The sequence below is a fragment of the Agarivorans gilvus genome, assembly GCF_001420915.1.
GTDB lineage: Bacteria > Pseudomonadota > Gammaproteobacteria > Enterobacterales > Celerinatantimonadaceae > Agarivorans > Agarivorans gilvus.
The window spans coordinates 4036350-4062404 of sequence record NZ_CP013021.1 but is presented as its reverse complement, the minus strand read 5'-3'; the positions used below and the strand labels follow the sequence as shown (position 1 = coordinate 4062404).

General features: G+C 45.6%; 25 protein-coding genes, 1 tRNA gene and 3 pseudogenes. 17 read left to right on the top strand and 12 right to left on the bottom strand.

Annotation, left to right across the window (positions count from 1 at the left end):
- Positions 1–16: 16 nt before the first annotated feature.
- The 5 genes from thiB (at position 17) to AR383_RS21640 (ending at position 3911) form a co-directional block, all read left to right on the top strand.
- Entirely contained in the window at positions 17–1000 is a 984-nt protein-coding gene (gene thiB, locus AR383_RS19375; protein ID WP_055734613.1) for a thiamine ABC transporter substrate binding subunit, read from the top strand.
- A gap of 6 nt (positions 1001–1006) precedes the next feature.
- Positions 1007–2578, top strand: coding sequence for an ABC transporter permease family protein (locus tag AR383_RS19370; RefSeq protein ID WP_055734612.1), 1572 nt, complete (start codon positions 1007–1009; stop codon positions 2576–2578).
- Positions 2562–3263 carry a thiamine ABC transporter ATP-binding protein gene (gene thiQ / locus AR383_RS19365; protein ID WP_055734611.1) on the top strand — a complete coding sequence of 234 codons (702 nt, stop codon included), beginning with the start codon at positions 2562–2564 and terminating at the stop codon, positions 3261–3263. The genes AR383_RS19370 and thiQ overlap by 17 nt, the downstream gene beginning before the upstream one ends.
- A 66-nt stretch (positions 3264–3329) precedes the next feature.
- On the top strand, positions 3330–3668 hold the full coding sequence (locus AR383_RS19360; protein ID WP_055734610.1) for a hypothetical protein: 339 nt from the start codon (positions 3330–3332) through the stop codon (positions 3666–3668).
- Positions 3669–3755: 87 nt separating this feature from the next.
- Positions 3756–3911 carry a hypothetical protein gene (locus AR383_RS21640; protein ID WP_157051801.1) on the top strand — a complete coding sequence of 52 codons (156 nt, stop codon included), beginning with the start codon at positions 3756–3758 and terminating at the stop codon, positions 3909–3911.
- Between the two features lie 42 nt (positions 3912–3953).
- Here the strand turns inward: AR383_RS21640 and AR383_RS19355 are convergent, their stop codons facing one another.
- The gene (locus AR383_RS19355; protein WP_055734609.1) at positions 3954–4727 is read right to left on the bottom strand and encodes a GGDEF domain-containing protein; all 774 of its coding nucleotides are present in this window, start codon (positions 4725–4727) and stop codon (positions 3954–3956) included.
- Positions 4728–4846: 119 nt separating this feature from the next.
- A complete protein-coding gene (dapA, locus tag AR383_RS19350) occupies positions 4847–5719 on the bottom strand; it encodes a 4-hydroxy-tetrahydrodipicolinate synthase (protein ID WP_055734608.1) in 873 nt (290 codons plus the stop codon).
- A gap of 313 nt (positions 5720–6032) precedes the next feature.
- Between dapA and rsmC the strand changes: the two genes are divergently transcribed.
- The 4 genes from rsmC to AR383_RS19330 all read left to right on the top strand — a co-directional run bounded on the left by rsmC (position 6033) and on the right by AR383_RS19330 (position 10349).
- Positions 6033–7064: a 16S rRNA (guanine(1207)-N(2))-methyltransferase RsmC gene (gene rsmC / locus AR383_RS19345; protein ID WP_055734607.1), complete on the top strand. Its 1032-nt coding sequence runs from the start codon at positions 6033–6035 to the stop codon at positions 7062–7064.
- 132 nt (positions 7065–7196) lie between these two features.
- Positions 7197–8420: a glucose-1-phosphate adenylyltransferase gene (gene glgC / locus AR383_RS19340; protein WP_055734606.1), complete on the top strand. Its 1224-nt coding sequence runs from the start codon at positions 7197–7199 to the stop codon at positions 8418–8420.
- A gap of 94 nt (positions 8421–8514) precedes the next feature.
- A complete protein-coding gene (gene glgA, locus AR383_RS19335) occupies positions 8515–9993 on the top strand; it encodes a glycogen synthase GlgA (protein ID WP_055734605.1) in 1479 nt (492 codons plus the stop codon).
- Positions 9994–10070: 77 nt separating this feature from the next.
- A complete protein-coding gene (locus AR383_RS19330) occupies positions 10071–10349 on the top strand; it encodes a late competence development ComFB family protein (protein ID WP_083481701.1) in 279 nt (92 codons plus the stop codon).
- On the opposite strand, the gene AR383_RS19325 is transcribed toward AR383_RS19330, so the two are convergent.
- Together AR383_RS19325 and AR383_RS19320 are read right to left on the bottom strand one after the other, a co-directional pair.
- On the bottom strand, positions 10346–10561 hold the full coding sequence (locus AR383_RS19325) for a hypothetical protein (protein ID WP_157051800.1): 216 nt from the start codon (positions 10559–10561) through the stop codon (positions 10346–10348). The two genes, AR383_RS19330 and AR383_RS19325, sit on opposite strands and share 4 nt — an antisense overlap.
- 102 nt (positions 10562–10663) lie before the next feature.
- Complete coding sequence (locus tag AR383_RS19320) at positions 10664–11071, bottom strand: GFA family protein (RefSeq protein WP_055734603.1); 408 nt, start codon at positions 11069–11071, stop codon at positions 10664–10666.
- Positions 11072–11198: 127 nt separating this feature from the next.
- Between AR383_RS19320 and AR383_RS19315 the strand changes: the two genes are divergently transcribed.
- Positions 11199–11669, top strand: coding sequence for a WbuC family cupin fold metalloprotein (locus tag AR383_RS19315; protein WP_055734602.1), 471 nt, complete (start codon positions 11199–11201; stop codon positions 11667–11669).
- A gap of 128 nt (positions 11670–11797) precedes the next feature.
- On the top strand, positions 11798–12940 hold the full coding sequence (locus AR383_RS19310; RefSeq protein WP_083481700.1) for a DUF481 domain-containing protein: 1143 nt from the start codon (positions 11798–11800) through the stop codon (positions 12938–12940).
- 71 nt (positions 12941–13011) lie between these two features.
- Here the strand turns inward: AR383_RS19310 and AR383_RS19305 are convergent.
- Positions 13012–15209, bottom strand: a pseudogene (locus AR383_RS19305) (malate synthase G).
- A 298-nt stretch (positions 15210–15507) separates the two neighbouring features.
- On the opposite strand from AR383_RS19305, the gene AR383_RS19300 reads away from it, so the two are divergent.
- The gene (locus AR383_RS19300; protein WP_055734600.1) at positions 15508–16425 is read left to right on the top strand and encodes a hypothetical protein; all 918 of its coding nucleotides are present in this window, start codon (positions 15508–15510) and stop codon (positions 16423–16425) included.
- Between the two features lie 39 nt (positions 16426–16464).
- The gene (locus AR383_RS19295; protein ID WP_055734599.1) at positions 16465–16758 is read left to right on the top strand and encodes a 4a-hydroxytetrahydrobiopterin dehydratase; all 294 of its coding nucleotides are present in this window, start codon (positions 16465–16467) and stop codon (positions 16756–16758) included.
- 9 nt (positions 16759–16767) lie between these two features.
- Here the strand turns inward: AR383_RS19295 and AR383_RS19290 are convergent.
- Together AR383_RS19290 and AR383_RS19285 are read right to left on the bottom strand one after the other, a co-directional pair.
- Positions 16768–17405 (bottom strand): annotated as a pseudogene (locus AR383_RS19290) (uracil-DNA glycosylase family protein).
- Positions 17405–18447, bottom strand: a pseudogene (locus AR383_RS19285) (NADP(H)-dependent aldo-keto reductase). The pseudogenes AR383_RS19290 and AR383_RS19285 overlap by 1 nt, the downstream one beginning before the upstream one ends.
- 215 nt (positions 18448–18662) lie before the next feature.
- On the opposite strand from AR383_RS19285, the gene AR383_RS19280 reads away from it, so the two are divergent.
- The gene (locus AR383_RS19280) at positions 18663–20021 is read left to right on the top strand and encodes a pullulanase-associated domain-containing protein (RefSeq protein WP_055734598.1); all 1359 of its coding nucleotides are present in this window, start codon (positions 18663–18665) and stop codon (positions 20019–20021) included.
- A gap of 116 nt (positions 20022–20137) precedes the next feature.
- A complete protein-coding gene (locus AR383_RS19275) occupies positions 20138–20794 on the top strand; it encodes an HAD family hydrolase (RefSeq protein WP_055734597.1) in 657 nt (218 codons plus the stop codon).
- 44 nt (positions 20795–20838) lie between these two features.
- Here AR383_RS19275 and bfr (AR383_RS19270) read toward each other — a convergent pair whose 3' ends face one another.
- From bfr (AR383_RS19270) to AR383_RS19255, 4 genes are all read right to left on the bottom strand, one after another.
- Entirely contained in the window at positions 20839–21306 is a 468-nt protein-coding gene (gene bfr / locus AR383_RS19270) for a bacterioferritin (protein WP_055734596.1), read from the bottom strand.
- A complete protein-coding gene (gene bfr, locus AR383_RS19265) occupies positions 21306–21785 on the bottom strand; it encodes a bacterioferritin (RefSeq protein ID WP_055734595.1) in 480 nt (159 codons plus the stop codon). Before bfr (AR383_RS19265) ends, bfr (AR383_RS19270) begins: the two co-directional genes overlap by 1 nt.
- Positions 21786–22036: 251 nt before the next feature.
- Positions 22037–22723: a monofunctional biosynthetic peptidoglycan transglycosylase gene (mtgA, locus tag AR383_RS19260; protein WP_055734594.1), complete on the bottom strand. Its 687-nt coding sequence runs from the start codon at positions 22721–22723 to the stop codon at positions 22037–22039.
- A gap of 63 nt (positions 22724–22786) precedes the next feature.
- Positions 22787–23968 carry a benzoate/H(+) symporter BenE family transporter gene (locus AR383_RS19255; RefSeq protein ID WP_055734593.1) on the bottom strand — a complete coding sequence of 394 codons (1182 nt, stop codon included), beginning with the start codon at positions 23966–23968 and terminating at the stop codon, positions 22787–22789.
- Positions 23969–24109: 141 nt separating this feature from the next.
- Between AR383_RS19255 and AR383_RS19250 the strand changes: the two genes are divergently transcribed.
- Entirely contained in the window at positions 24110–24679 is a 570-nt protein-coding gene (locus AR383_RS19250; RefSeq protein ID WP_055734592.1) for a helix-turn-helix domain-containing protein, read from the top strand.
- 404 nt (positions 24680–25083) lie between these two features.
- On the opposite strand, the gene AR383_RS19245 is transcribed toward AR383_RS19250, so the two are convergent.
- Positions 25084–25159, bottom strand: a tRNA-Phe gene (locus tag AR383_RS19245).
- 409 nt (positions 25160–25568) lie between these two features.
- Here AR383_RS19245 and AR383_RS19240 point away from each other — a divergent pair.
- Positions 25569–26015 (top strand): Fur family transcriptional regulator, encoded by a 447-nt coding sequence (locus AR383_RS19240; RefSeq protein WP_055734591.1) that lies wholly within the window; start codon positions 25569–25571, stop codon positions 26013–26015.
- Positions 26016–26055: the final 40 nt, after the last annotated feature.

Below are 26055 nucleotides of genomic sequence, written 5' to 3'. Positions count from 1 at the left end.
GTTCAAGGAGTGTAAGATGAAAAAATGGCTATGGCTAGCTTGCTGTACCCTTAGTGTGTTGGGCGCAAGCGCTCAAGCCAAGCAACAACTCACCGTGTATACCTACCAAAGCTTCGTTTCTGATTGGGGGCCGGGGCCTGCACTAAGCGAAGCCTTTGAAGCACAATGCGACTGCACCATTAATTGGCTCGGTTTAGACGACGGCGTGGCCATTTTGAACCGCTTAAAATTGGAAGGTAAACGTAACCAAGCCGATGTCATCTTGGGCCTAGATACCAACCTTATTCCTGAAACTCAAGCCATTGGCGCGGTGCAAGATCATCAACTCGAGCTCCCCAAACTTGCCATAGATTGGCAAGACCAGCAGTTTATTCCCTATGATTACGGCTATTTTGCCTTCATCTATAATACCGACATTCTGCAAGACAAGCCGACCTCCATGGAGCAGCTACTTAACGACTTTAAGGGCAGCGTGCTGTATCAAGACCCTCGCACCAGCACTCCTGGACAAGGTTTAATGTTATGGCTTAAAGCCTTGTATGGAGATGACGCAGCCCAAGCTTGGAACAAGCTGCAACAAAAAACCGTCACCGTAACCAAAGGCTGGAGCGAAGCCTATGGCATGTTCCTTAAAGGAGAAGCCGATTTAGTATTAAGTTATACCACCTCGCCTGCTTACCACATGGTGGCCGAACAGGAGCATCGTTATCAGGCGCTGCCTTTTAGCGAAGGCCACATGACCCAAATAGAAGTCGCTGCAATTAGCGCTACCAGCCAGCAAGTCGAACTGGCACAACAATTTTTAAACTTTTTGTTAAGTGCCCCTGCACAACAAATTATTGCCACCAGCAACTGGATGCTACCAGTTAACCCCAACGCAGAACTACCAGCAGCCTTTTCTAGCTTAATTCAGCCTAAAGCCTTAAGCATTGAGCAAAACACGGTTAGCCAGCAACGTAAAAACTGGATCAAAGAATGGCGTAATGCGGTGAGCCAATAAGCCGACATGAAGCAAAATGCAGCAATTGCAGGCTATAGCGCCAGTGTATTTTTAGCACTGGTAGTATTAGCCGCATTCTGGGGATTAGCCGAACAAACTTCGGCTTTAAGCTGGCAAGCCTTTAACGACGTGTATTTATGGCGAGTATTACGCTTTAGTCTGTGGCAGGCATTATTGTCTGCCTTACTGGCTTGTATGGGCGGCATATTAGTCGCTCGCGCTTGGTTCTATCTACCCGCTCGCGCCATTCATTGGCAATTGCGTTTGGCTAATCTGTGTTTTGTTTGCCCGGTGATTTTAGTGGTGCTAGGTTGCGTTGGTAGCTTTGGCACAAATGGATTTTTACAACATTTATCGCCATTTTCCTGGAAAATATACGGCCTTCCCGGCATTTTGCTGGCACATAGCTTTCTCAACATGCCCTTAGTGGCACGTTATGCTTATCTACAATACCAAGCCATTCCCGCCAGCTATTGGCGACAGGGTAAACAGTTGGGCTTTAAGCAAGTTCATTACTGGCGCTTGATAGAATGGCCAATGTTGCGTAACCGCATCGCCGGCTTATTTGCCTTAGTATTACTGCTGTGTTTTGGTAGCTTCACCATCGTACTCGCACTGGGCGGCGGCCCCAAGAGCACCACCCTAGAGGTAGCCATCTACCAAGCGCTACGCTATGACTTTGACCCGCTATTTGCCCTACAATGCGCACTGCTGCAATTGCTGATAGCAGCCAGTCTAGGTTGGTTATTACTCGGTCGCGAACAACAAGACACAATTCGCCACCAACAAAACCTAACACAAACTCCAGTGCTTGGCGGAGCTGCCCGCCTACTGCATTACTTAATAATATTGGCCTATTACGGCTTCATTATGTCGGTGATGGCCGGCATGTTTAGCCCCTTAAGCGAACTAAACTGGCGAGACTTACCGTGGCAGCAATGGTTAAGCAGTAGCTTGTACTCTTTGAGTATTGCCGGACAAAGCGTGTTATGGGTAGTCTTACTGGGTTCGGCGCTGCTATGGCAATACGCCAGTAACCTTGGCCTTAACAAGGGCATAAAGCGGCATAAGGGGCAAGAGCTATTGGCCTCTGTGATGTTGCTCGCTCCAGCCATGGTGATCACCACTGGACTATTTTTTTTGTTGATGTCGCGTGGCGATATTAGCCGCTATACCGTGCCCTTGGTGGCGCTGATTAACGCCTTAATGAGCCTGCCGTTTTACATGCGCAGCCTTAAGCCGGCGCTAAACGATGCCGTTAAACAATATGGCCGGCTCAATCAAAGCTTAAACCTGCCCGCCTTAAGCCAATTACGTTTCATTTATTGGCCGCTACTGCGCAAGCCCTTAAGCGTAGCGCTGAGCCTGTGTATGGTATTATCTCTGGGTGATATGGGGGTTATTGCGCTGATTGGCAGCGTTGATGTGACTACCTTGCCACTATTACTGTTTCAGCAGTTAAGTAGTTATCAATATGCCTCGGCCAGTGCAACAGGGCTAATCATGTTACTGCTCTGCGGCCTGATTTTTTACCTACTCGATATTAGCCTAGGACGACACCATGCTGAGCATCGCTAAGCTACAATGCCAACGCCAGCTTCATCATTTTAACTACTCGCTGGAAGTTAATCCCGGCGAAGTGGTCGCCCTGCTAGGGGCCAGCGGTAGCGGTAAAAGTACCTTATTGGAGCTGATTGCCGGCTTCATCCCAGCCTCTGCTGGAGACTTAAATTGGCAAGGAGAAAGCTTATTAGCACTGCCTATTGCTCAACGCCCGGTGACTAGCTTATTTCAACAACACAACTTATTTCATCATTTGTCACTGCAACAGAATATCGCCCTCGGCTTGAGTAAAAAGCTCAAGCTGAATGCCAAGCAACAAAAACAAATGATGCAAATCGCCGAGCAACTCGGCATAGCATCAATACTCAATAAACGCCCCGACCAAGTCTCGGGCGGGCAACAACAACGCGCCGCACTAGCCCGCTGTTTGGTGCAAAACCGGCCAATATTATTGTTAGACGAACCCTTTAGCGCACTTGACCCAATGTTGCGTCTAGAGTGCTTAGAATTGGTAAAACAGCTGGCTGAGCAATATCAGTTAGCGGTATTGATGGTAACTCATCAATGGCAAGATGCCCTGCGCGTAGCACAGCGAGTCGCCTTTGTTGAGCAAGGGCAAACCCAGCAGTTTGCTAGCGTAGAACAGTTACAACAAGCGCCAGCGAACCCGCACATTGCCCATTACCTTGCTTGCAGCTAAAGTTTATTAAGACTCGGCCGATAAGGGGCTTAATGAACGCCATTCACTTTTATTTCGAGCGCGATTATGCAGGTTAATTACAATTTACAAGTCGCATCCTATGAGTCGCCCTATCTGGCGCGTCAGCGTATTCAAAATACCGCCCCTCGACAAACCATTACCGAATTCACCGCGCAAAAACAAATGAGCAATCCCGGTAGTCCAGTGTTTGGAAATAACGACGTACAACCCGGCATGAGCGCAACCCAACTACGCGATAGTGATGATGCCAAACAAGCTAATCGCAAGCAGATCCGCGAAGCCATGGGCCGCAGCGTTGACCAAGCAGCCACTCATATTCGTTTGTACTACCAGTACATGGAAGAAAAAGGCCGACGCGGTCCTGAAATACTGGCTAGGGCCTAGACCAAGCAAAAAAGATATAAATTCAACAAAAACACAAAACAAATAACAAATAACAAATACGGACTATGGATTCACAAAAAGGAGTGCATGGCTAAATACATAGATAGCCGCGGTATTGCAGAAGCAGGGCAAGTTCCCGCCTTTAGTGATGCTAATGGAATTATTGTTGAGCCTGAGCAGCAACAAAACTTAAACTTAGGGATACTAAAAAATAGCCTTAGCTTAGTACGTCAGGCCAAATAACTTGTATTCGATAAACAGGTAGTCTTAAGCTGCCTGTTTGAGTTAATCAGCTAAGGGCTCGCTCTGTTCCAAGCGTCGCGCCAGCAAGCTATCAACACTCTCTCCATCACGAGGATAGCTGGTCCAACCGAGTTGCAATTCCTCTAAGCCCACTCCTACTAACTGCGCTTGTAGCTCATCACGCAGTTTGTCCACCACCAAATTCACCGAATTAGCACTAGTACCGTAGAGCAAGGCCAACAGTTCGTTGTCTTCCCATCGGCCTACGCTATCTGAGCGACGCAGTTGCTGCTGCAATACTTGAGCAATAATGGCGGTCACCAGAGACAAGTCACTAGCGCGATAACGAAGACTCAACACTACAAAAGACTCATAGTTACGCTGACTCAAACGAATAGCCTGAATTAACAACTGACGAAACAAGGTCGCTGACAACAAACCGGTTTGTGGATCGCGTAATTGGGTTTCATCGGTAATCACCGGCATGGTTAGTGGCAAAACACTAGCCAACAAATAGCTTTGTTGTTGGATCTGCATCGGCACGCCATTGAGCCGCAACCACTCATCCTCGCTATGGCAATAATGACATACCAGCGCTTGCTGTTGGCGTAAGCTGTTCGCCAAAGCTTGCTGAAAGGCGCCACGGCAGCGCTTGTCGAGCATTTTAAGCCACTGCTCTAGAGGAAGTTGCTGAGCTTGAGTATGTTGCCATGGGTAATGCAAAGATACGCTGCTATCGCTGGCTTGATAGAGCCAATAGCCACTGTCGGGTTCAACTATTCCATGAAAAAAGCTTACTAAATCTAGCTCCGCCACACACACTTCCTTGTCGTTGATTCTGCTCTGAGTATAGCAAGGCCGTTAAGCAAATCGCTTATAAGCCAAGCATAAAAAAGGCCGAGCAAGCTCGACCTTTTAACATCGGCTTAGAGTCTTTAGATAAGCTCTAAACTTTGCATCACATTTTTAATACGTGTTTTAGTGGTCTCTGATAATTCTGTCACTGGCAAACGGCAATCTGGCTGACATTTATTTAATAGCGACATCGCATATTTAGCACCAGCCGGACTAGGCTCAGCAAACATCACTTGATGTAAGGGGATCAATTTATCTTGAATCTGCCTTGCTTTAGCATAATCACCATCTAAGGTGGCCTGCTGCATTTGTGCGCATAACTTAGGCGCCACGTTAGCGGTCACCGAAATACAGCCCTGGCCACCACTGATGTTGTACGACACCGCCGTGGCGTCTTCACCACTTAACCAGCAGAAATCTTGGTCAACTAACTGGCGCTCAAACAAGGGCCGCGATAAGTCACCAGTGGCATCTTTAACTCCCACAATACGTGGTAGTTGAGCAAGCTTAGCAATGGTTACCGGGCTTAAATCAACCACGGCACGAGGTGGAATGTTATATAAAACAATCGGAATGTCGGTAGCATCATGCAGCATCTTAAAGTGCTGGTATAAGCCTTCTTGATTTGGGCGGTTGTAATATCCCGCCACATGCAAGGTGGCATCGGCTCCCGCTTGTTGAGCCGCCTTGGTGTATTCGATAGCTTCGATGGGGTTATTTGACCCAGCACCGGCGATAACAGGCACACGCCCTTTAGCTTGTTCCACTACCGTTTTAACCACGGCAATGTGTTCGTCATGGGTTAAAGTTGGGCTTTCTCCCGTTGTTCCCACGGGCACAATTCCGTGCGTGCCCTGACCAATATGCCACTCAACCAACTCGCGAATCGCGGCATAATCTACCTCACCTTCAATAAAGGGAGTTACCAACGCGACTATCGATCCTTTAAACATGCCCGCTCCATCTCTCACTTCAAAAATAAAAAAACCCGGTCACAGTGGCCGGGTTCAAAAATACACTTTCGATTTATTCACACCCAGCCATCAACCACCCGCGTTTTAGTTCGGGCCGTTTATACTTCTTAAGTTTCAACGAAATTGGCTGCATTACTGTCTCAATAAATCAAATTTAGTGCTAGCTAGTTTCCTTAGCTTTCACTAAAAGTCAAGTAAGCTGAAAAATAAATCCGCATATCTTGTGATGAGATAGCCTTTTAGTTGAAAACTTTTTATTATTGCCGCCAATTATTGCCAGTAAGCAAACCTTATGAATACAACGCTACATGCCACCAGCCAAGTACTTGAACGCCACGACAATCTATTTGAGCAACAACACCTCGTTGTAGCGGGCCAACTGGCCGATGCTTACCCTCTGCAATTGCTAGAGCAAGTCGCATCCTTGCAAATTTGCTGTAATCATTTTGGCCACTACCAATATTTCTCTGAGCAATCTCATTCTAAGCTCAGTTGCCAATTTAGTGCTCAAGCTCAGTTGCAGGAAAACAGCAATGCGTTGTTGTTTTTCATGCCTAAAGCCAAACAAGAAGCAGCCTATTTATTCGCCTGCATTCTGCCGCAATTGCAGCAAGGCGCAGAAATTTTTGTGGTGGGTGAAAATAGAGGTGGGGTTAAAGGTTGCGAAAAACTATTAGCCAGCTATGGCATAAAACTCAACAAAATTGACAGCGCCAGACGCTGTAGTTTGTACTTTGGCACTCTTAATCAAACTGTGCCAGCCTTCCAACTAGAGCCGTGGTTCGAGCATTTTGAAGTAGCACTACCCGCCAAAACCTTACAGGTGAAATCGTTACCGGGAGTGTTTAATCACGGCAAACTCGACGAAGGTAGCCAACTACTCTTAGAACAGCTACCAGCGATGCACGGCGCTGTGCTCGACTTTGGTTGCGGTGCGGGCATTATTGGTGCAAGCCAAGCGCTACTTTACCCCATTCAAATTAGTCTGCTCGATGTCAGTGCCTACGCCATCGCTAGCACCCAAGCCACCTTAAAAGAAAACGCTATCGCTGGAACAGTAATTGCTTCTGATGGATTGAGTGAGGTGAAGCAGCGCTTTGATTTTATTGTAAGTAACCCACCGTTTCATGCCGGTATAGCAACTCAGTATGAAACTACCGAAACCTTTCTTGCTCAAGCTAAGCAACATTTGAGAGAGAACGGCGAATTATGGATAGTGGCCAATAGCTTTCTGCAGTATGAATCGCTAATTAAGCAGCACTTCTCACGTTATGAAACCAAGCTCGACAACAAAAAATTTAAAATATTACGCTGTTGTGTATAAAACGGTCTTTTTTAATGTGGATTAACAAAAGCCTTAATTGACTATTTACATCAAAGGTAAATATAAGGACACTAAGCCAAGCCACTTTGAAAACGATTTCAATTCCAACATAACTTTAGAGGTAAAGGTCTTATGGCTGGCATTTTAACAATGATACTCGCAGGTGGAGAAGGTACTCGCCTCTACCCCTTGACCGACAGCCGCACCAAGCCAGCGGTCCCTTTTGGAGGAAGTTATCGGCTTATTGACTTCGCCCTAAATAACTTTGTCAATTCAGACTTTCTCAAAATCTACGTACTTACCCAGTTCAAATCTCAGTCTCTTAACATCCACCTACGCCAAGCTTGGCATTTGTCTGGCATTATTACCGACAGATTTATTGATGCGGTACCCGCACAAATGCGTGTAGGCAAACGGTGGTACGACGGTACAGCCGATGCGATTTATCAAAACGCTCGCTTCATTGAGATTAACGAACCCGAGCATGTATGTATTTTTGGTAGTGACCACATCTACAAGATGGATGTGCGACAAATGGTAGATGAGCATCGCCACAATAAAGCCGACCTAACGGTTGCCGCCATTAAAGTGCCTAAGGAACAAGCCGACCAGTTTGGTATTATCGAGGTGGATGAAGAAGGTCGCATGATCGGCTTTGAAGAAAAACCCAAGGTAAACCCTAAAACCATTCCTGGCGACCCAGACCATGTTTTAGCCTCAATGGGCAACTATGTATTTGAACGCCAAGTATTGTTAGATGCCTTAGAAGCCGATACCGACGACCTTAATTCAAACCACGATTTTGGTCACGACATTATTCCTAAACTCTACCCCAAAGGTAATGTATTTGCCTATGACTTCACCAAAAACGAAATTGCTGGTGAATCAGCTAGCGGCTATTGGCGCGATGTAGGAACCATCGACTCCTACTGGGCCGCGCATATGGACTTGTTGGAAGAAGAACCTCCATTCTCACTGTATAACCCCAAGTTTCCACTGCACACCCATTACCCACCACTTCCCCCTGCCACCTTTAAAGATGTAGGCGACAAAAAAGTTAGCGTAAGCCAATCGTTAATTTCTGCGGGCAGCTTTATTCTTGGCTCGGAGGTTAATCGCAGCGTGTTTGGTTTCAGAAGTCACGTGCGACCAGGCTCAGTGGTGAGTGAATCGATTTTAATCGGTAACTGCCGCATCGGTGAAGGCTGTCAAATTCGTCGAGCTATCATCGATAAAAACGCAGAAATTGCCCCCGGCACCATCATTGGGGAGAACATAGAAGACGATCGCAAACGCTTTACCGTTTCTCCAGAAGGAATCGTGGTAATTGCTAAAAATGCCAAGGTTGGCTTTTAAGCATAATTTGGCTTGAAAATGAACAAGTAATAACCACATAATATGAGCATCATCTAAGGCACCCTTCGGTGCCTTAATCGTTAAGGAGTACTCTGTGACAGCCCATCCTGTCAAGATTCTGTTTCTTGCCTCAGAAGTTGAAAGCCTCGCAAAAACCGGTGGTCTCGCCGATGTTGCCAAGGCTCTTCCGCTTGCACTAAAAGAACACGGCCAAGATGTTAGAATTATCATGCCGTTCTACAAGACCATTAATCGTCACGATGAAGCAGAAAAACTGCTCGATTTGTGTCTGCACACGGGCAACGATTGCCAAGACATCGACTATGCCGTTTACCAGTTGATGTTAGAAGATGTGCCCGTTTACTTAATTCAACAGCACAATTATTTTGAACGCGACCAGCTGTATAGCGAAGGCGAATTTGCTTACGACGACAACGGTGAACGCTTCACCTTTTTCTCGCGCGCTATCTTTCAAGTTACTGAGGCCTTGGGTTTTAAGCCAGACATTTTCCATTGTAACGACTGGCACACCGCCTTAGTACCTTACCTACTCAAGCAAAAATACGGCCATCACCCTTTCTTCTGCAACAGTAAATCGGTGTTATCGATTCATAATGCCGCCTTTCAGGGTATTTTTGAAAAACACCAGTTTCAGCTGCTTGAAGACTTAGCCGACGGTTTAGTCGACCAAATATTAGACGGTTACAACTGCATTAATTTACTCAAAGCGGGGATCCGTTTTGCAGATAAAATCAACGCGGTAAGCCCCACCTATGCAGAAGAGCTACTGACGCGCTTGGGTTCGCACGGTTTATGTGATTACTTTCAGCAACGCCGCAGCGATTTAGTGGGCATTTTAAATGGCTGTGAATATTCCGATTGGGATCCCGCTACCGACCGATTTATTCCTGCCAACTACTCTAGTAGCGACCTGAGCGGGAAAAGCGTTTGTCGCCAAGCGCTGCAAGTGAAAACCGATTTAGCTCAACTCGATGTCCCTATTTTTGGCATGGTATGTCGTCTTACCGAGCAAAAAGGATTTTATTTACTGCTACCCGCTTTAGAGCAATTCCTACGCCATCGAGTTCAAGTCATCATTGTCGGTACCGGTGACAGTGGCATCGTGGCCGAACTAGAAGCCTTGCAACAAAAGTGGCCAGATAAACTGCGCTTTATTCACGCCTATAGCAATGAACTCGCTCATTTGGTGGAAGCCGGCGCCGATTTCTTCCTAATGCCTTCATTATTTGAGCCCTGCGGCTTAAATCAAATGTATAGCCTAGCCTATGGGACTTTACCCATAGTGCGCGGTGTCGGCGGGTTAAAAGATACCGTTAACGATTATGATGAACAGCCAGAGCAAGCGACTGGCCACATATTCTATGATCCCGAGCCTGCTGACTTACTGAATATTTTGCGCCGCGCGCTGTTACTTTACTTGGAGCATCCAGAGGAGTTTCAAGCCATGCGCCACCGGGCTATGTTGTCGCGCTTTAATTGGCAACAATCGGTATGGCAGTACGAAGCCTTGTACAATGACGCACTAAATGTGAATTCCATCCAACAACCATAACAATTAGCCGCCCGCTAGTGGCGGCTCAGACTATTCTTATATAAGCTCAACATAGACACCTAACTAAGGATATATAAATGCGCTTATCAGAGGAAATTCATAACTTTACTGAGTATCTGGTTGGTGAACAGCTGCATCATTTGGAAATCACTAAAGAATATGATGCCGATACCTTACAGGATTTAAGTTGCTTGGTGTTAAACCGCCTTCCGCCTCGCTATATTCGCCACGATGTGGATGTGCTTAGTGCGATAAGTGACGAAGAACGCGCCCAACTGGTGGAAAAAACTAAAATCGCGATACAAGAAGCCTTGAAGTTTTTAGAACAAGATCGCCGTCAGCAGCCTCGCGACTAAGAGCTTGGGGCCGCCATTTCTAATTCGATTGCCGTACATCCCTTAGCGCAATAGATACCGGCAGGCTTTGACTGACCGGGCAATACCACAAACAAGGCTTGTTGGCAGTGCTCACAACAACGCGACTTACCCGCGAGCACTTGCTTAATTAAATTTCGCTGTTGCTGATAAGCCTTAGCGTTACGTTGATTAAACTGTTTAAATTCGGCCACGGGTTTTCCTCTTATAGCGATGGGCATACTCTAGAGCGTCCAGCTATAACTCACAAGTTAAACCACAAGACTATTAGGCTAGACGCTTAAAGCTTGCTCACGCTATTCCCTAGCCTGCTTAAATTGAAGTAATGTATCGCAGATCTGATACCAATTGGCTTTATTGCCAACAAAAATATGCGCATCAGGCCGCGCATCAATATCACAATCCAAGGTCGCTAAACTAAACTCAATCACACTGCCGTCATCATTCGCTGTAGCAAAACTTAAGCTAGCGCCACACTCTCGGCAGAACTGGCGCACAGTGCCATTATCCGCCTTATATTGTTGCAATAAGGCCTCACCGCTTAACCAACGAAAATTTTCGGCTTTGGCTTCGCCATAAGTGGCAAATGCAGCTCCATGAAACTTGCGACACATCGAACAATGACAATGCGCCATCTGCGGCTCCAACTGAGTAACTTGATAACGAATTTTTCCGCACAAACAACTTCCCGTCATAATAGCCATTTTGATGTCCTGTTTACTGATTCTATAAATTCGCCTTAGTCGCGAAGCAAAATTTGTTGGCCATTAGAAAATATGCCAAGATCAACCTTCGCCCCCCAACAAGGCCACACTAGCAGGAAGCCCGTTCATGTTGAAGATCATCAGCTCTCAAGATTTTTCCGAATTTAGCCAACAAGCCAAAGCTGCGCCTCGCCAACGCAGCCACCACAACCTTCACGAAAGCTTAGACGCCGCAGTACAACGCCTATTTATTGCAACCGAGCCAAGCACTTACATGCGGCCTCATCGCCATAGTGAAGCCCATAAATGGGAACTATTTTTGGTACTACAAGGGCAACTTGATTTGCTGATTTTCGATGAACATGGAAAACTCAGTCAACGTCATAGTCTGTCTCCTGAAACTAACCGCGCGATTGAGATCCCTCCCAATACTTGGCATGGCTACGTTTGCATGCAAAGCGGTACCGTTGGATTAGAAATTAAACAAGGGGCATATAGCCCAACGCCAGCCGAGGATTTTGCCCCTTGGTCTCCGGCTGAAGGAGAAGAAGGTGCCGAGCAATATCGAGAATGGATGCGTCATGCGCAAGTAGAATAAGCCGAAACATTGCCGTACCGACGACAAAACACTATTTAATAAGCTTACAGATTTAACAAAATATCTAGAAATGTTAAGTGCTTATTTCGTAATCAGTAAAAAGCCGCTACTATCAATAGCTGACCACAATGACTAAATGGAGTAGTCAGTTCTCAATGCGTTATTTGGTATTACTGCTCGTCACTGGCTTATGCTTCCAAGCCAGTGCCGCTCCCCCTTCCCAAGCAACCGAGCCGAAGCTTAGCTATAGCCAACAATTCCAGCAGGATTACTTCAGCGCACTTGAATTAGACGATAAAAAAGACTGGTTGCAATTGGATTCCGGCGAGGTGATCCAAGGCGAAGTAGAAGAGCTTTACCAAAAAGCATTGTTGTTCGACAGTGATGAATTAGGCGATTTAACCATAGACATGAAAGATATTCGCCGACTGCGCACCGCTAAGCGCTACCAGGTTAACCTACGCGGCCTTGGAGTGGTAATGGGGCGTTTGATGATAGACCAAGATAAGGTCACGATTATTGGCGAGCACACCCATTATACGAACAAAATAGACCTTATTTCAGTCTACCAAGTGGCTGAGCGAGAAGCAGACCGTTGGCAAAACAAAGCCGCACTCAGTGCCAATATTGCGCGAGGCAATACCAATACCTTAGAAATCAATGGCAAAATACTCAGTGAGAGAAAAACCGCGCTAAGCCGCACCAGTGCCAGCTATCTTGGAGTAATTTCCGCCTCCAACAGCGAAACCACTGCGCGCAATCACCGGCTGACACTTTCTCATGATTTATATAAATTTCACGATTGGTTCTTTCGTCCGCTCTTAGCCGACGTTTACCACGCCCCCTTAAAAAATATCAGGCTGCAATCTCAGCTCGCTTCTCAAGTGGGTTATATCGTATTAGAACAGGATGAAATAGAGTGGGAGCTGGCTGTGGGCCCTTCTTGGCAACGAACTCGCTTTGATGAAGTAGACCAAGGAAGCTCATCCACCGAAAGTAGCTTCGGTGTGTCTTTTAGCTCACGTTTGGAATATGACTTAAGCCGTGATATCGAGTTTAACCACGATTACCAAATGACCCTGACCCAACGTAAAGTGGGCGGCTATCAACATCACAACTTATTCAACCTAGCAATTGATATTACCGACGATCTAGATTTAGATATCGACTTTATTTGGGATTATACCCAATACCCCACTGCCGATGCCGACGGTATCAGCCCCAAGAAGAACGATTACCGACTCGCCTTTGGTATAGGTTTAGATTTTTAAATTGCAGCTCTAATTTAATCGAATAAAAAACCAAGCCCGTATTACACGGGCTTGGTTTTATAGGAACAAGTTTATTGGGCTTTAAATTTACGTCGCCATTGATGCAGCAAGGGTTCGGTGTAGCCGCTAGGTTGCTCGGCGCCTTTAAATACCAAGTCTAAAGCGGCGAGATAGGCACAGCTTCTATCAAAGTTGCCCGCCATATTTTGATATGCGGGATCCCCTGCATTTTGCTGATCCACTAAGGCCGCAATCACCTCAAAACGTTGTTTTACCAACTGTTCACTGACAATGCCATGTTTCAACCAGTTTGCCACATGTTGGCTTGAGATCCGCAAGGTAGCGCGGTCTTCCATCAAACCAATGCCATTGATATCTGGTACTTTAGAGCAGCCTACTCCCTGCTCTACCCAACGCACCACATAACCTAAAATACCCTGAATATTGTTATCTAACTCATCAATCAGCTGTTGCTCCGTCCAACTAGTATCAGTGGCTAAAGGCGGTGTTAGCAAATCGGCAAGATAGTGCTGTTGCCCATCGGCCAACTGCTCTAACAATTGTTTTTGAATGCTAGCCACATTCACTTGGTGATAATGAATGGCATGTAAGGTAGCGGCAGTAGGCGATGGAACCCAAGCGGTGCTTGCACCACTAAGCGGGTGCGCTTGCTTGGTTTCGAGCATTTCCGCCATCATCTCTGGCATCGCCCACATCCCTTTACCAATTTGTGCCTTGCCTTTAAGGCCGCAGTCTAAGCCCACCTGAACATTATTTAATTCATAGGCCTTAATCCAGGTGCTATTTTTAATTTCACCCTTCGGTACCATGGGGCCAGCCAACATACTGGTATGGATTTCATCACCGGTACGGTCTAAGAAACCGGTATTAATAAACACTAAGCGTTGGCTCGCTTGGGCAATACAGGCTTTTAAGTTAACGCTAGTACGGCGTTCCTCATCCATAATCCCCAATTTAATGGTATTGGGGCTTAAACCAATCAGCTGCTCCACCGCGGCAAATAAATTATTACTGAAAGCCACTTCCTCAGGACCATGCATCTTCGGCTTAACAATGTAAATGGAGCCTTCGCGAGAGTTTCTAAAAGGGCTGTTCCCTAGCAGGTCGTGTTTTGCAATTAAACTAGTAAATACAGCATCTAATATGCCTTCAGGTACTTCATTACCAGCAGTATCCAAGACCAAGTCGCTGGTCATCAGGTGTCCAACATTACGCACAAACATTAACGAACGACCACTAAGACTAAAGCCATGACCCTGGGCATTTTTATAGTGGCGGTTAGCTTCCAGCTTACGAATAATTTCACGACCGTTTTTAGTCAGCGTTTCACAAAGCGTGCCACGCATTAGGCCCAACCAGTTTTGATATACGGTGACTTTATCTTCGGCATCTACCGCAGCAATAGAGTCTTCACAATCCATGATGGTGGTCAGTGCTGACTCCATAACAATATCTTTGATGGCCGCGCTATCTTGCGCACCAATTTGGTGTTCAGGGTCAAACTGCAGTTCAATATGCAAACCATTATGTTGTAATAAAATGGCGCTAGGCTGCTCAGCCTCGCCTTGATAACCAGCAAAACAGGCGGCATTTTCTAAGGTGGTCTTCGAACCATCTTTTAAGGTAACCGATAAACCGCCATGCAATACGCTGTATTGGGTAGCATCACTATGGCTACCATGAGCGAGTGGACAATGTTGATCTAACAATGCTCTACCGTAAGCAATAACAGCGGCACCACGCACAGGGTTATAGCTAGCACCTGGGCCATGTCACCGCTTTGCTCAAGCGCATTGGTGCCATATAAGGCATCATACAAGCTACCCCAACGCGCGTTCGCCGCATTCAAAGCATAACGGGCATTCATTACTGGCACTACCAATTGTGGACCGGCGAGTAAGGCCAATTCTCGGTCAACTTTAGCGGTATCTAAACTGACGTGTTGGGGCTCATCAACAATGTAATTGATGTCTCTTAAAAACTGTTGGTAAGCCTGTGGCTCAATGGCCTGCGGGTTTGCTTGGTGCCAATCATTAATTTGGCTCTGTAATTGTTTACGCTTAGCTAATAAAGCTCGGTTAGTTGGAATAAATTCATTCAAATACCCCTCTAAACCTGCCCAGAAGCTCTCTTGCTCAACACCGCTCTCGGGTAATACTTGTTGATTGATAAATTGGTAAAGCAAAGTGGAAACTTGGTAGTTGTCCAATTGGTGGTAGCTTGACGTGGTGATGCTAGATTTACTCATCAATGATTCCCTTACTTTATAGTTATTATGTTTATCGCTCAGGCTAGCGCCTAACAATAATTTAGTGTTACCTTTAAATTTTAATCGCGAGCTAAGTTGTCAGAATGACTCTCAAACAGGCTTAGCATCCCATAACGCGACGGTGCTTAGCAATTGGCCAAATGTAGTATTTGCAATCATACCTCTGTTAGCCAAGCATTTTCAAACACTTGTTTAAACGTTTTTTAACAAAACATTAGCATAGTTTTTGACAACCGCTAAATAACCCACTTAAACAAATACTTATTGGAGCAAGGACTTGCTAACACTGATTTCCCGTTATTCAACCCAACTTTTAGCCAGCTGCGTATTAGTGGGATTTGCGCTGCCTACTCTAGCTAATACCCTGCTGCCCTTTTTACCGGCAATATTGTTTATCTTGATGTTATTTACCATTGTAAGCTTAGATATAAAAACCCTTATTAAAGACTTAGCTCAGCGCTCAGTCTGGCTTTACGCTATTTGGCATAGCCTTGGTGTAACAGTGCTGGTGATGTCACTACTCTGGCTTTTTCAAGTAGACAGCAAACTCTACTTGGCAATAGCCGCGAGTTGCGCAACTGGCTCACTGTTCGCAAGTCCAGCGATAGTTCGTTCAATCGGTTTAGATGCGCAACGATGTATGGCTATGACCATCGCCTCAACACTACTCATGCCGCTCGTGTTATTGCTTAATGGTCTAGTGTTTAGTCACTTCAGTGGCACAGAACAATTACAACTAGATATGCAGATATATAGCCAGCGACTGGCTATCTTTATCATTCTGCCGGTGTTCATCAGTGTAGTTGGTCACAAACTGATAAAACAAAGCCAAATAGAACGGGCTTTGTTAACCATTCGCCCTGTTACCATAGTGCTAGTGCTGTTTTTCCCCTTAGGTTTAATGGGAGCATTCCGCGAAACTTATGATCTCAGTCCTAATCAGGCTTGGCAATACTTAGCCATTGCCTTCGCCGTTTCAGGCTTATTATTTATTAGTAGTTTTCTACTTTATATAAAGCAGGGTAAGCAGCAGGCCTTGATTTCTGCGATCACCGCCACCAATCGTAACGTGCTACTAACTTACAGCATCACAGGTGGCTTTCTCGGCATGGAGTTTCTTGTCTACATGGGCGCTCTACAGCTGCCCATTTACTTGCTTCCACTTTTAGTCAAACAGCTATACCGCCCAAGTTAAACTAGACTTGGGTAAAGCCTTTACCACACAAGTAGAATAATGTCCTTACAAGCCCTTAAGCCAACCGAGATCGAAGCCGCCTTGAGTCAATTGCCACAATGGCACTACTTAGCTCAAGCGATACAACGAGACTTCCTATTTAAAGACTTTGCCCAAGCTTTTAGTTTTATGGGCGAAGTTGCTGAGCTCGCCGAGCAACAGGCCCATCACCCCGACTGGAGTAACAGCTACAACAAAGTGCAGATACGTTTAACAACGCATCAGATAGGCGCAGTGAGTCAACGCGATATCAGCTTAGCTAAGGCCATTGAGGCGCTCTATCACAAGGACTGAGCTCTCCTGCTAATCGCTCTGATCCCTATTAGTTAATGAAGCGTGTCGAGAAATGATTGTGGCTAACTTGGTTTGTAATTCCGGCAATACTTGAGCCTCAAACCAAGGGTGTTTAGCCAGCCAAAAACGATTTCTTGGCGAAGGATGCGGTAAGGGCCACAAAGCGTGTTCTGCAAAATCGGCATAGTTTGCGACATTTTCAGTCAAGCTACACCGCTTATTCCGCTGCAAATATAAAGCTTGAGCATATTGGCCCACCAACAGCGTTAACTCGATATTAGGTAAACAAGCCAGTAAACGCCGATGCCATGTATCAAAACAAATTTTAGGTGGTGCTAAATCCCCTTGTTTACCACGACCGGGATAACAAAATGCTGAGGGATAATGGCGAACAACTTGTCGTCATAAAATTGTTGCTCACTTACGCTTAGCCATTCGCGTAAACGCAGACCACTGGGATCATCCCAAGGAATGCCGCTTTGATGAACCTTACTGCCAGGCGCTTGCCCAATAATCAAGATTTTCGCCTCGCTCGCCACCTGTAACACCGGACGTGGCGAAAGCTGCGCTTGGCATAGCTGGCAAGCGCGAACCTCCTTTAACAGCGAGGTCAAATCCTCCGCTACTTTGTGATTCGTGGTAATCATTAAGGACAGGGGATCCTAAACAGCTCTCCCAACTCTTGAATGCGTTGTTCTAAGTCCTCAGAAATAACAACTTTTGCGCTAGACAAGTTTTCTTTAAGCTGTTCAACACTGGTAGCACCAATAATATTTGAGCCGACAAAAGAACGCTGATTAACAAAGGCTAAAGCCAGCTGCGCGGGGCTAAGTTTGAATTCCTTTGCTAGATCAACATAATGCTGAATAGCTTGTTCGGCCTGAGACGTACTATAACGGCCAAAACGTCTATACAAGGTTAAGCGAGCCCCTTCCGGCCATTGATTATTTAAATACTTGCCGCTGAGTGCGCCAAAGGCTAAGGGAGAATAAGCCAATAAAGGTACATTTTCTCGATGCGAGATCTCAGCCATCGCTATCTCATAGCTTCGGTTAAGCAGGTTATAAGGATTTTGGATCGAAACGATCTTCGGCAAATTATGCTTCTCAGCCAATTGCAGGTAACGCATGGTTCCCCAAGGCGTTTCATTAGAGATCCCCAAATATCTCACTTTACCGCTTTTTACTAAATCGGCCAGAGCCTCTAGTGTTTCAATGATGGGGGTTTGGCTCTCTTGCTCTTGATGAACATAGTTTAGTTGGCCAAAAAATTAGTCGCGCGGTCGGGCCAGTGTACCTGATACAAATCAAGGTAATCGGTTTGCAAGCGCTCCAAGGAGTTTTCTACCGCTTGGTGAATACTTTTCCAGTTTAAACTCATATCCGAGCGAATATAGCCCCCTCTATCAGAAGCAGAAGGTGCAGCCACCTTGGAAGCAAGAATCACCTCATCCCGACAATCTCGTTGCTTAAGATAACGACCAATGATGGTTTCGGTGCTTCCTTGAGTTTGCTGTTTCGGCGGTACCGGATACATTTCAGCGGTATCGATGAAATTAATTCCATTAGCCAGCGCATAATCTAGTTGTTCAAACGCATCAGCCTGGGTATTTTGCTCTCCCCAAGTCATGCTACCCAAACATATTTCACTCACCCTTAAACTAGACGATCCCAGCTGCTTATATTTCATTATTTATTCCTCATACAAAAGGATCAAACCACCATAATTACCTACAAAAAATTACAAGAAACTTAATAGTAATCTGACCACTAACCATCAGCAATTGGAGCTATGTCAATTTTTCTATAGAATTTAACATCATATTGGTGATCTAGTTGCTACTTCTATACTGTTTTTTTAGTTATTATGGCTCCATGCGACTTAAACAAGTTAATGGAGTAATTGTGCAAAGAGCATCCCTATTTTTAGTTCTATTTTGGTGCGTCAGTACAGTTGCCACTGCTGCCAATGTAACCATCCACTATAAAAGCCTTTCTGACAACTACGACGGTTGGGGTCTGCATATTTGGGCAGGTGAAGAAATGGTTAACGGCAAACAAGTGGGCGCCAGAACCGATTTTCGCCTTCGCAAGGGTACAACCCCGACCGATCCCCTAATGCCTAGCAAGTTTGATGACTTTGGTGTCGCTTTTACCATTCCCGTCAGACCCGATGCCAAACAGTTTTCTTATACGCTAACCAATGGTGAACTTCATCATATGGGGGTAGAAGAATGGAAATGGATCAAGGCAAAACATGGCTTGGATATTTGGCTCGTAGAAAACGATCCGAAAATTTACACTGATGTTCCTCGACAGTTTGCCAACGCTAGCCAAACCGCTAGTAACAAAACCGCTACGGAAACAACGCCAAAACCCCAGGCTGTATTACCGCCGCCTGTGCCCAAAGCAAGTCCTAGCCCGAAAACGGTAGCGGCTAAGGCACCTGCTCCGGCCCCTAAAGCAACAGCCAGCGCTGAGCCAAGTAGTGAGATGAAACGTACCTTGGCTTTATTAAAAGACGACCTTAGTAAAAAGAATCGTACTATTAATAAATTGCAGTCAGCCTTAAATGATACTCAAAAAATCAACCGCCGTTTACAAGATGATTTAAATAGTAAGCTAATTGACTATCAAGCACTGTTGCAACTTAACGATAAGATCAGCAATGAAAACCGCACTCTTACCGCGTCAAACCAAAGCCTATACAAACAGGTTGAGCAAGCTGGTAGCAGCAATGCGGAAGCTCAACTAATTGAACGTAACCAAGATCTTGAAAAACAAATGGCCGGCTTGAACGAGCAAATACTTGGCTTGCAAAAAACTATTTCAGAAAACAATGGTAATAGCGACCAATTGAAACAGCTGCAAGAACAGTTCAACCAGATGCAAACTCAACGTGATGAACTTCGTGAGCAAAATAACAAGCTTAGTGCCCACATGGTTGAGCTGGTGCAACGTTCAGAAAGCGGTGGCCAAGTTCAGCAATCAGGTATTGCGTGGTGGATGTTCGCGGCAGTAGTTGCAGTATTAGTTCTGCTAATCGGTGTAGTATTTGTGCTAACAGGTAAACGTTACAAAGAGCTTCAACTTGATATGGAAGATGCTTTAAAACGCAAAGAAGAAGAAATCAAAACCGAGAAAATCTACGCAGCAGCGGCTAACGAAAAACTTCGCAAAGTATTACATGGCGAGGCACAACAACGCAGCTGGGCCTCGATTCCCGACGGTTTACCGGAAAATCTCAAGAAAGATACCGCATAATTTTAAAGGCCAGCTCCGCTGGCCTTTTCTTTGGCTTAAAATCGACTGCCTCTTGTGTTTAGCAAGCGTTTTCCTTAGCCTGAATAATGCTGGCCTAGCCTAAATTTGGGAACACTATGGAACTGCATATTTTCGATCTAGATGAAACGCTAATCAATGGAGATAGCGGCGCATTGTGGCATCGCTACTTAGTGGAACAGGGGATTGTCACCGAACCAGACTTCTTAGCCCAAGATGCAGCAATGATGCAACAATATGCTCTGGGGGAACTCGCTTTAGAGCGTTATATTGAATTTAGTTTAGCACCACTACAGTACTACTCTCAGCAACAAGTGGATGATTGGGTTACTGAATTTGTAGATAACACGATTAGCCCTATTATCTATCCTGCTGGGCAAGCCCTGATTCAACAGCTTCAGCAGCAGCATCAAGTGATCATTATTTCCGCCACCGTGAGCTTCATTGTTAAGCAAATCGCCGCAAAGCTTTCGGTAAAACACTATTTAGGGGTGGATTTAGTGGGCCAGCAAGGACGCTATACTCCAACCATCGACGGAGTCGCCAGCTACCAAGAAGGTAAGGTCACCCGCTTACAACAGTGGCTGCAACAACAACCGATAAGCTACTCAAAACTTAGGTTTTATTCAGACTCCATCAATGACCGCCCCTTATTAGAGCATGTTGATCATGCCTATGTGGTCAACCCTTGCGCCAAACTTCGGCCATTAGCACGAAAGCGGCAATGGCCAATATTAAGCTGGGACTTAAACTAAAAAACGAAAGCAAGCTTTCGTTTTTGTCTAAGTTAATGGCCGAGCTAAATCTGACTCTGTAGGTAATTCTGCAAGCCAATTTTATTTATTAAACCAAGCTGTTGCTCTAGCCAGTAAGCGTGATCCATTTCGGTATCATCAATCAAGGTTTGCAACATATTACGTGTCACATAATCCTGCTTCACCTCGCATAAAGCCATGGTTTCTTTAAGCATGGCATCCACTTCATATTCAACTTTTAAGTCATTTTCCAACATGCTTGGCACATCTTTACCAACACGCAAAGGTTCACGTTTGCTAAGATCTGGAGTGCCCTCTAGGAAAAGAATCCGTTGAATTAACAAGGCGGCATGACCTTTCTCGTCGTCAAATTCATGATCAATTCGCTCAAACAGCTTGTTAAGACCCCAATCTTCATACATACGAGAATGAATAAAATATTGATCCATTGCAGTCAGTTCGTTCATCAACAAACGGTTTAGCGCATCAATTACTTCACTATCACCTTTCATTAGTCATCTCCTTCAGTAATTTGAGCCGCTAAATAGTTTTCTATGCCCATTTTTTCAATTTGATACAGCTGAGTTTCAATCCAATCAATATGCTCTTCTTCATATTCAAGGATTTCTTCCAATAAATCTCGACTCACAAAATCTTTAGCGGATTCACAAAACGCTATCGCATCTTTGATAATCGGCAATTGTTCCAATTGGAAATCCATATCACATTGCAGCATTTCTTCTGTGGCTTCGCCAATGCGCAAGCTGCCCAACATGTGCGCGTGAGGCAGCCCGTCAAGAAACAAAATCCGCTCCATCAACTTGTCAGCTTGCTTCATGTCTTTTATAGACTTCTTGTAATTGCGCTCATTTAGCTCTTGTAAGCCCCAATTACGGTACATTCTCGCGTGTAAAAAATACTGATTAATCGAAGTCAACTCGGTGGTTAAGACTTTATTTAATAAAGCAATAATACTTGGATCGGCTTTCATTACAGCGCTCCGTCATGAATTTATGCGTTGACAAAGTATATAACAAGCGGCCCAAACTAGCACAATCTTTTTACAATTCATTAACTTGAGTAAAATAGAAACAAAAACCATTCTTGTTTGCACTTGGCTTTGTGGGCTCGCAGATAAGTATAAGAAAGATAAGCAACATTCGACACCTAAAACGCTTGAACTAAGCGGCTCAAGCTTTATGCCTATCGCAGTGGCTCCAATAAACCAGCTTAGCTTAGTCGCTAAGAGCCAAACTGGACATAACCTAAGCCCAATTGGCGCATTTGCTGCTCTATCCATTGTATACGTTGTACTATATAGGCGGTTTTAGGTGACAAACGATAGCGATAAGGGCTAGGCAGCAAAGCAGCCAGGCTTGCAGCTTGATACGCCGAAAGCTGCTTAGCGGTAAGCTGGAAATAGTGTTGACTAGCCGCTTCTACTCCATAAATCCCAGGACCAAACTCAGCTATATTCAAATACAATTCGATAATCCTAGACTTAGGCAGGTTCAGCTCTAGGGCGAAACTTAACAGTGCCTCCACCCCCTTGCGCCAGTAACTTTGCTGAGGCCACAACCAAAGATTTTTAGCGGTCTGTTGGCTAATGGTACTGCCACCACGTAAGCGTCCTCCTTGCTGGTTGTTTTGATAAGCCATCCAAAGCGCCTGTATATCGATTCCCCAATGCAGAGGAAAACGTTGATCTTCAGCAGCCACCACCGCTAAGGGCAAGTAGGGAGACATCTGGTCCAAACTTTGCCACTGTTGCTCTACTTGCGTAGGGTAAGATTCGGGTGGAGACCACGCCCGGTGCAGCCGCCAGCTCCAAATAGGAGGGTCAAACCAACGTAGAGGAACAACCAGTAATTCCAGAATTAGGGCAACACAAATTAGTAATTTAAAAAACCAAACCGCGAGCTTCTTCAAAAGCTTAGCCTCCTAGGTCTTCCCTAGAACTCACCTTAGGTGAAAGCGCATCCTTTGCCAAGTTTAACTGTCGCCGAGCGAGTTCTGACGACTTAAAGCCTGAGCTAAATAGTGAACTAACAAACCAATGCTCAAGCCCCAAAATGCGCTAGCAATGCCAAATAGATTCACCGAAGAAGCAGTCACCAAGAAGGTGATAATAGCGGCTTCTCGTCCTTTCGGCTGTGCTAAAGAACCCGCCAAACTGTTAGCTATAGTATTCATTAAGGCTAAGCCCGCAATCGCCATCACCAACTCCTGAGGGAAAGAGGCAAAAACACTCACCACTGTAGCCCCCGCTAAACCAATTAATAAGTAGAAAATCCCTGCCCACATCGCTGCGTAATAGCGCTTAGTCGGATCGGCGTCGGCTTCTTTCCCCATGCAAATCGCCGCAGTAATCGCCGCAAGGTTGAAAGCATAACCGCCAAATGGCGCTAGCAACAAACCGACAAGCCCAGTGCAGGTAATCAGAGGAGAAATAGCGGGTCGATAACCATTACCATGTAGGGCAGCTATTCCGGGCATATTCTGCGAGGCCATGGTAACAATAAACAGTGGCAGGCCTACCCCGATAATGGCTTGCCAAGAAAAGGCTGGGCTTACCCATTCGGGGCGAGCCAACTGAACGTTCACCGTAGACCAGTCCAATATACCCAAGTAATAGGCTATGCAGCAGCCTAACAATAAGGTCACCAGCATGACATAACGGGCCGCTAGATGGCGTACGATTAAATAGCAAAGCAACATCAAACCCACTAATAAAAACTGAGTTTCCATAGCTTTAAATAACTGCAAACTAAACTGCAGCAATACACCAGCTAGCATGGCAGAGGCAATAGATTGGGGGATCCAGCGGATCAGCTTGTCGATTAAACCGCTCAAGCCACACAGGGTAATCAATAAAGAGCTAAATAGAAAAGCACCCACCGCCTGATTAATCGTTAAACCGGCTAAACTGGTAACCAAGAGAGCAGCTCCTGGAGTAGACCAAGCCGTAAGAATGGGCTTCTTGTTATACCACGACAAACCAATACTGCTTATCGCCATACCCACACCTAAGGCCCACATCCAAGAGCTAATCTGTTGTTCGCTAGCCCCCGCCGCCGCTGCCGCTTGGAATATAATCACCGCCGAACTGGTATAGCCCACTAATACCGCAACAAAACCAGCAGATATTCGAGATACCACAAACCACTCACGCATGTGCACGCTTCCTTCTGATCACTTACACGTCCTTCTACACGCCCTTCTACACGCCCTTCTTGTACGCTATAACGCACAGACTAGACAGGCTAGCACTTGTGCGCTATAACGTACAACAGAATTTTTTACTCAGGCGCGACAGTGGATCCACTTAAGCTCTTTCTGGCACAAGCCTTAAAACAACAGCGTCAACAACGCCAATGGAGCCTTGATACAGCTGCTCAAAAAACCGGTGTCAGCAAAGCCATGCTAGGGCAAATAGAGCGAGCAGAATCAAGCCCAACGATTGCCACACTGTGGAAAATCGCCGGCGGATTTAATACCTCCTTGTCGACTTTTCTGGCCCCCGAGCTAAGCCCACAACACACATCGGCGATCCGCAATGCCGATCAATTGCGTCAGCAGCCAGCCAGTGATGACATGCTCATCGCCATATTGTTTCCCTATGACGCAAAATTTGGCTTTGAAATGTATGAACTAACCTTATTGGCTAACTATCAGCGAATATCCGAGCCTCACGAAGCGGGCGTAAGCGAGCATTTAATCGTTATTAGTGGTGCAATGGAGGTATTAGTGGAGGGGAGCTGGCAAACGCTTGGTCAAGGGCAAGCCTTACGTTTTGCCGGTGACGAAGAACATGGTTATCGTAATCCCCACTCGCAACCCGCAGTATTCCACTGTTTAATTCACTACCCTGCTACCACCCAATAGGCGCTGAATGATAAAAACCTCATTCTTTGCTAAACAGCGACTCACTCAAGCGCTCTCTATAGCCTTGGCGTTACTGGATAAACTGAAGGGAGAAGAGAAAAGAAATAGGTGTTGCTATCGTGTTGCTAGCACGCATTTAGCCTAGGTTAGAGCCAAGCCTTGTGTTTTGCCGATGATGAAGAACATTATTATGGCAATCCCCACTCGCAACCCGCAGTATTCCACTGTTTAATTCACTACCCTGCTACCACCCAATAGGCGCTGAATAATAAAAACCAAGTTCTTTGCTAAACAGCGACTCACTCAAGCGCTCTCAAGAACTACCTATGGCCTTGGCGTTACTACGCAAACAAAGGGGGGAATAGAAATGAAAAAGGCCTGCTAAAAAGCAGGCCTTTATAATGTGGTGCCCGGAGGCGGAATCGAACCACCGACACGAGGATTTTCAATCCTCTGCTCTACCGACTGAGCTATCCGGGCAACGGCGGCTATTAAACGTTTTTCACCGAAACAAGTCAACCGCTTTTTCAAAAATAAGCGCTGAGTGCCTAGAAAGCGAACAAAGCTTGCAAAAATCCAACAATAGTCGAGCAATGTGGGGCAAATATGAGCAACGACAGGCCTTAGCTAGCATCTAACAAAACCCGCAGCAAAGAGTTAAATGGCTCTATACTGCTGCGCCCAACAATCTGCGTTCACGCTTTTTCGCCATTTCATCACCTAAGAAAAATTTACTTAGCTAACATCGACTTAAATAATGAGCCGAGGCTCACGTTTAATAAAACCACGGGAATTCCCGACTTGCGCAGCTGCTAGCAATGTTATAATGTAACGCTTTCAAATCAAGCAGGATAAACTGCTACTTTTTTCAACGAGCGTTTTGGTACCTATGTCTACAGTTAACTATATAAAAAGCATTCAAGCTTACTGTAGCCAGCACAAGCTTAATTTAACAGCCAATCGCAGTGCTGTGTTAGCCATTTTGCATCAACATCAAGGCGCTTTAAGTGCCTATGAAATCCTCGCAAAATTACAGCAACAACAAGCCAATACCAAACCGCCCACGGTATACCGCGCCCTAGACTTCCTTGTACAACAGCACTTTGTTCAGCACATTGAATCAAGCAGTCGGTATATTATTAATCGCCAACAACAGCCCTTTGCTCCTCATCCCCTGCTCATCTGCACTCAATGTGAAAATGTCACGCAGATCGGCTTATCCGCTTCGTTAAAGGCAGAACTAGAACAGTTTGCTGCCCAACAAGGATTTAGCCTGCATTCCCAGAGCTATGAGTTTCAAGGTCTTTGTTCCGCTTGCCAAGCGAGAACAGCTTAATGTACTTAAGTCATCAACTCGCTGAATACGCATCCAATCA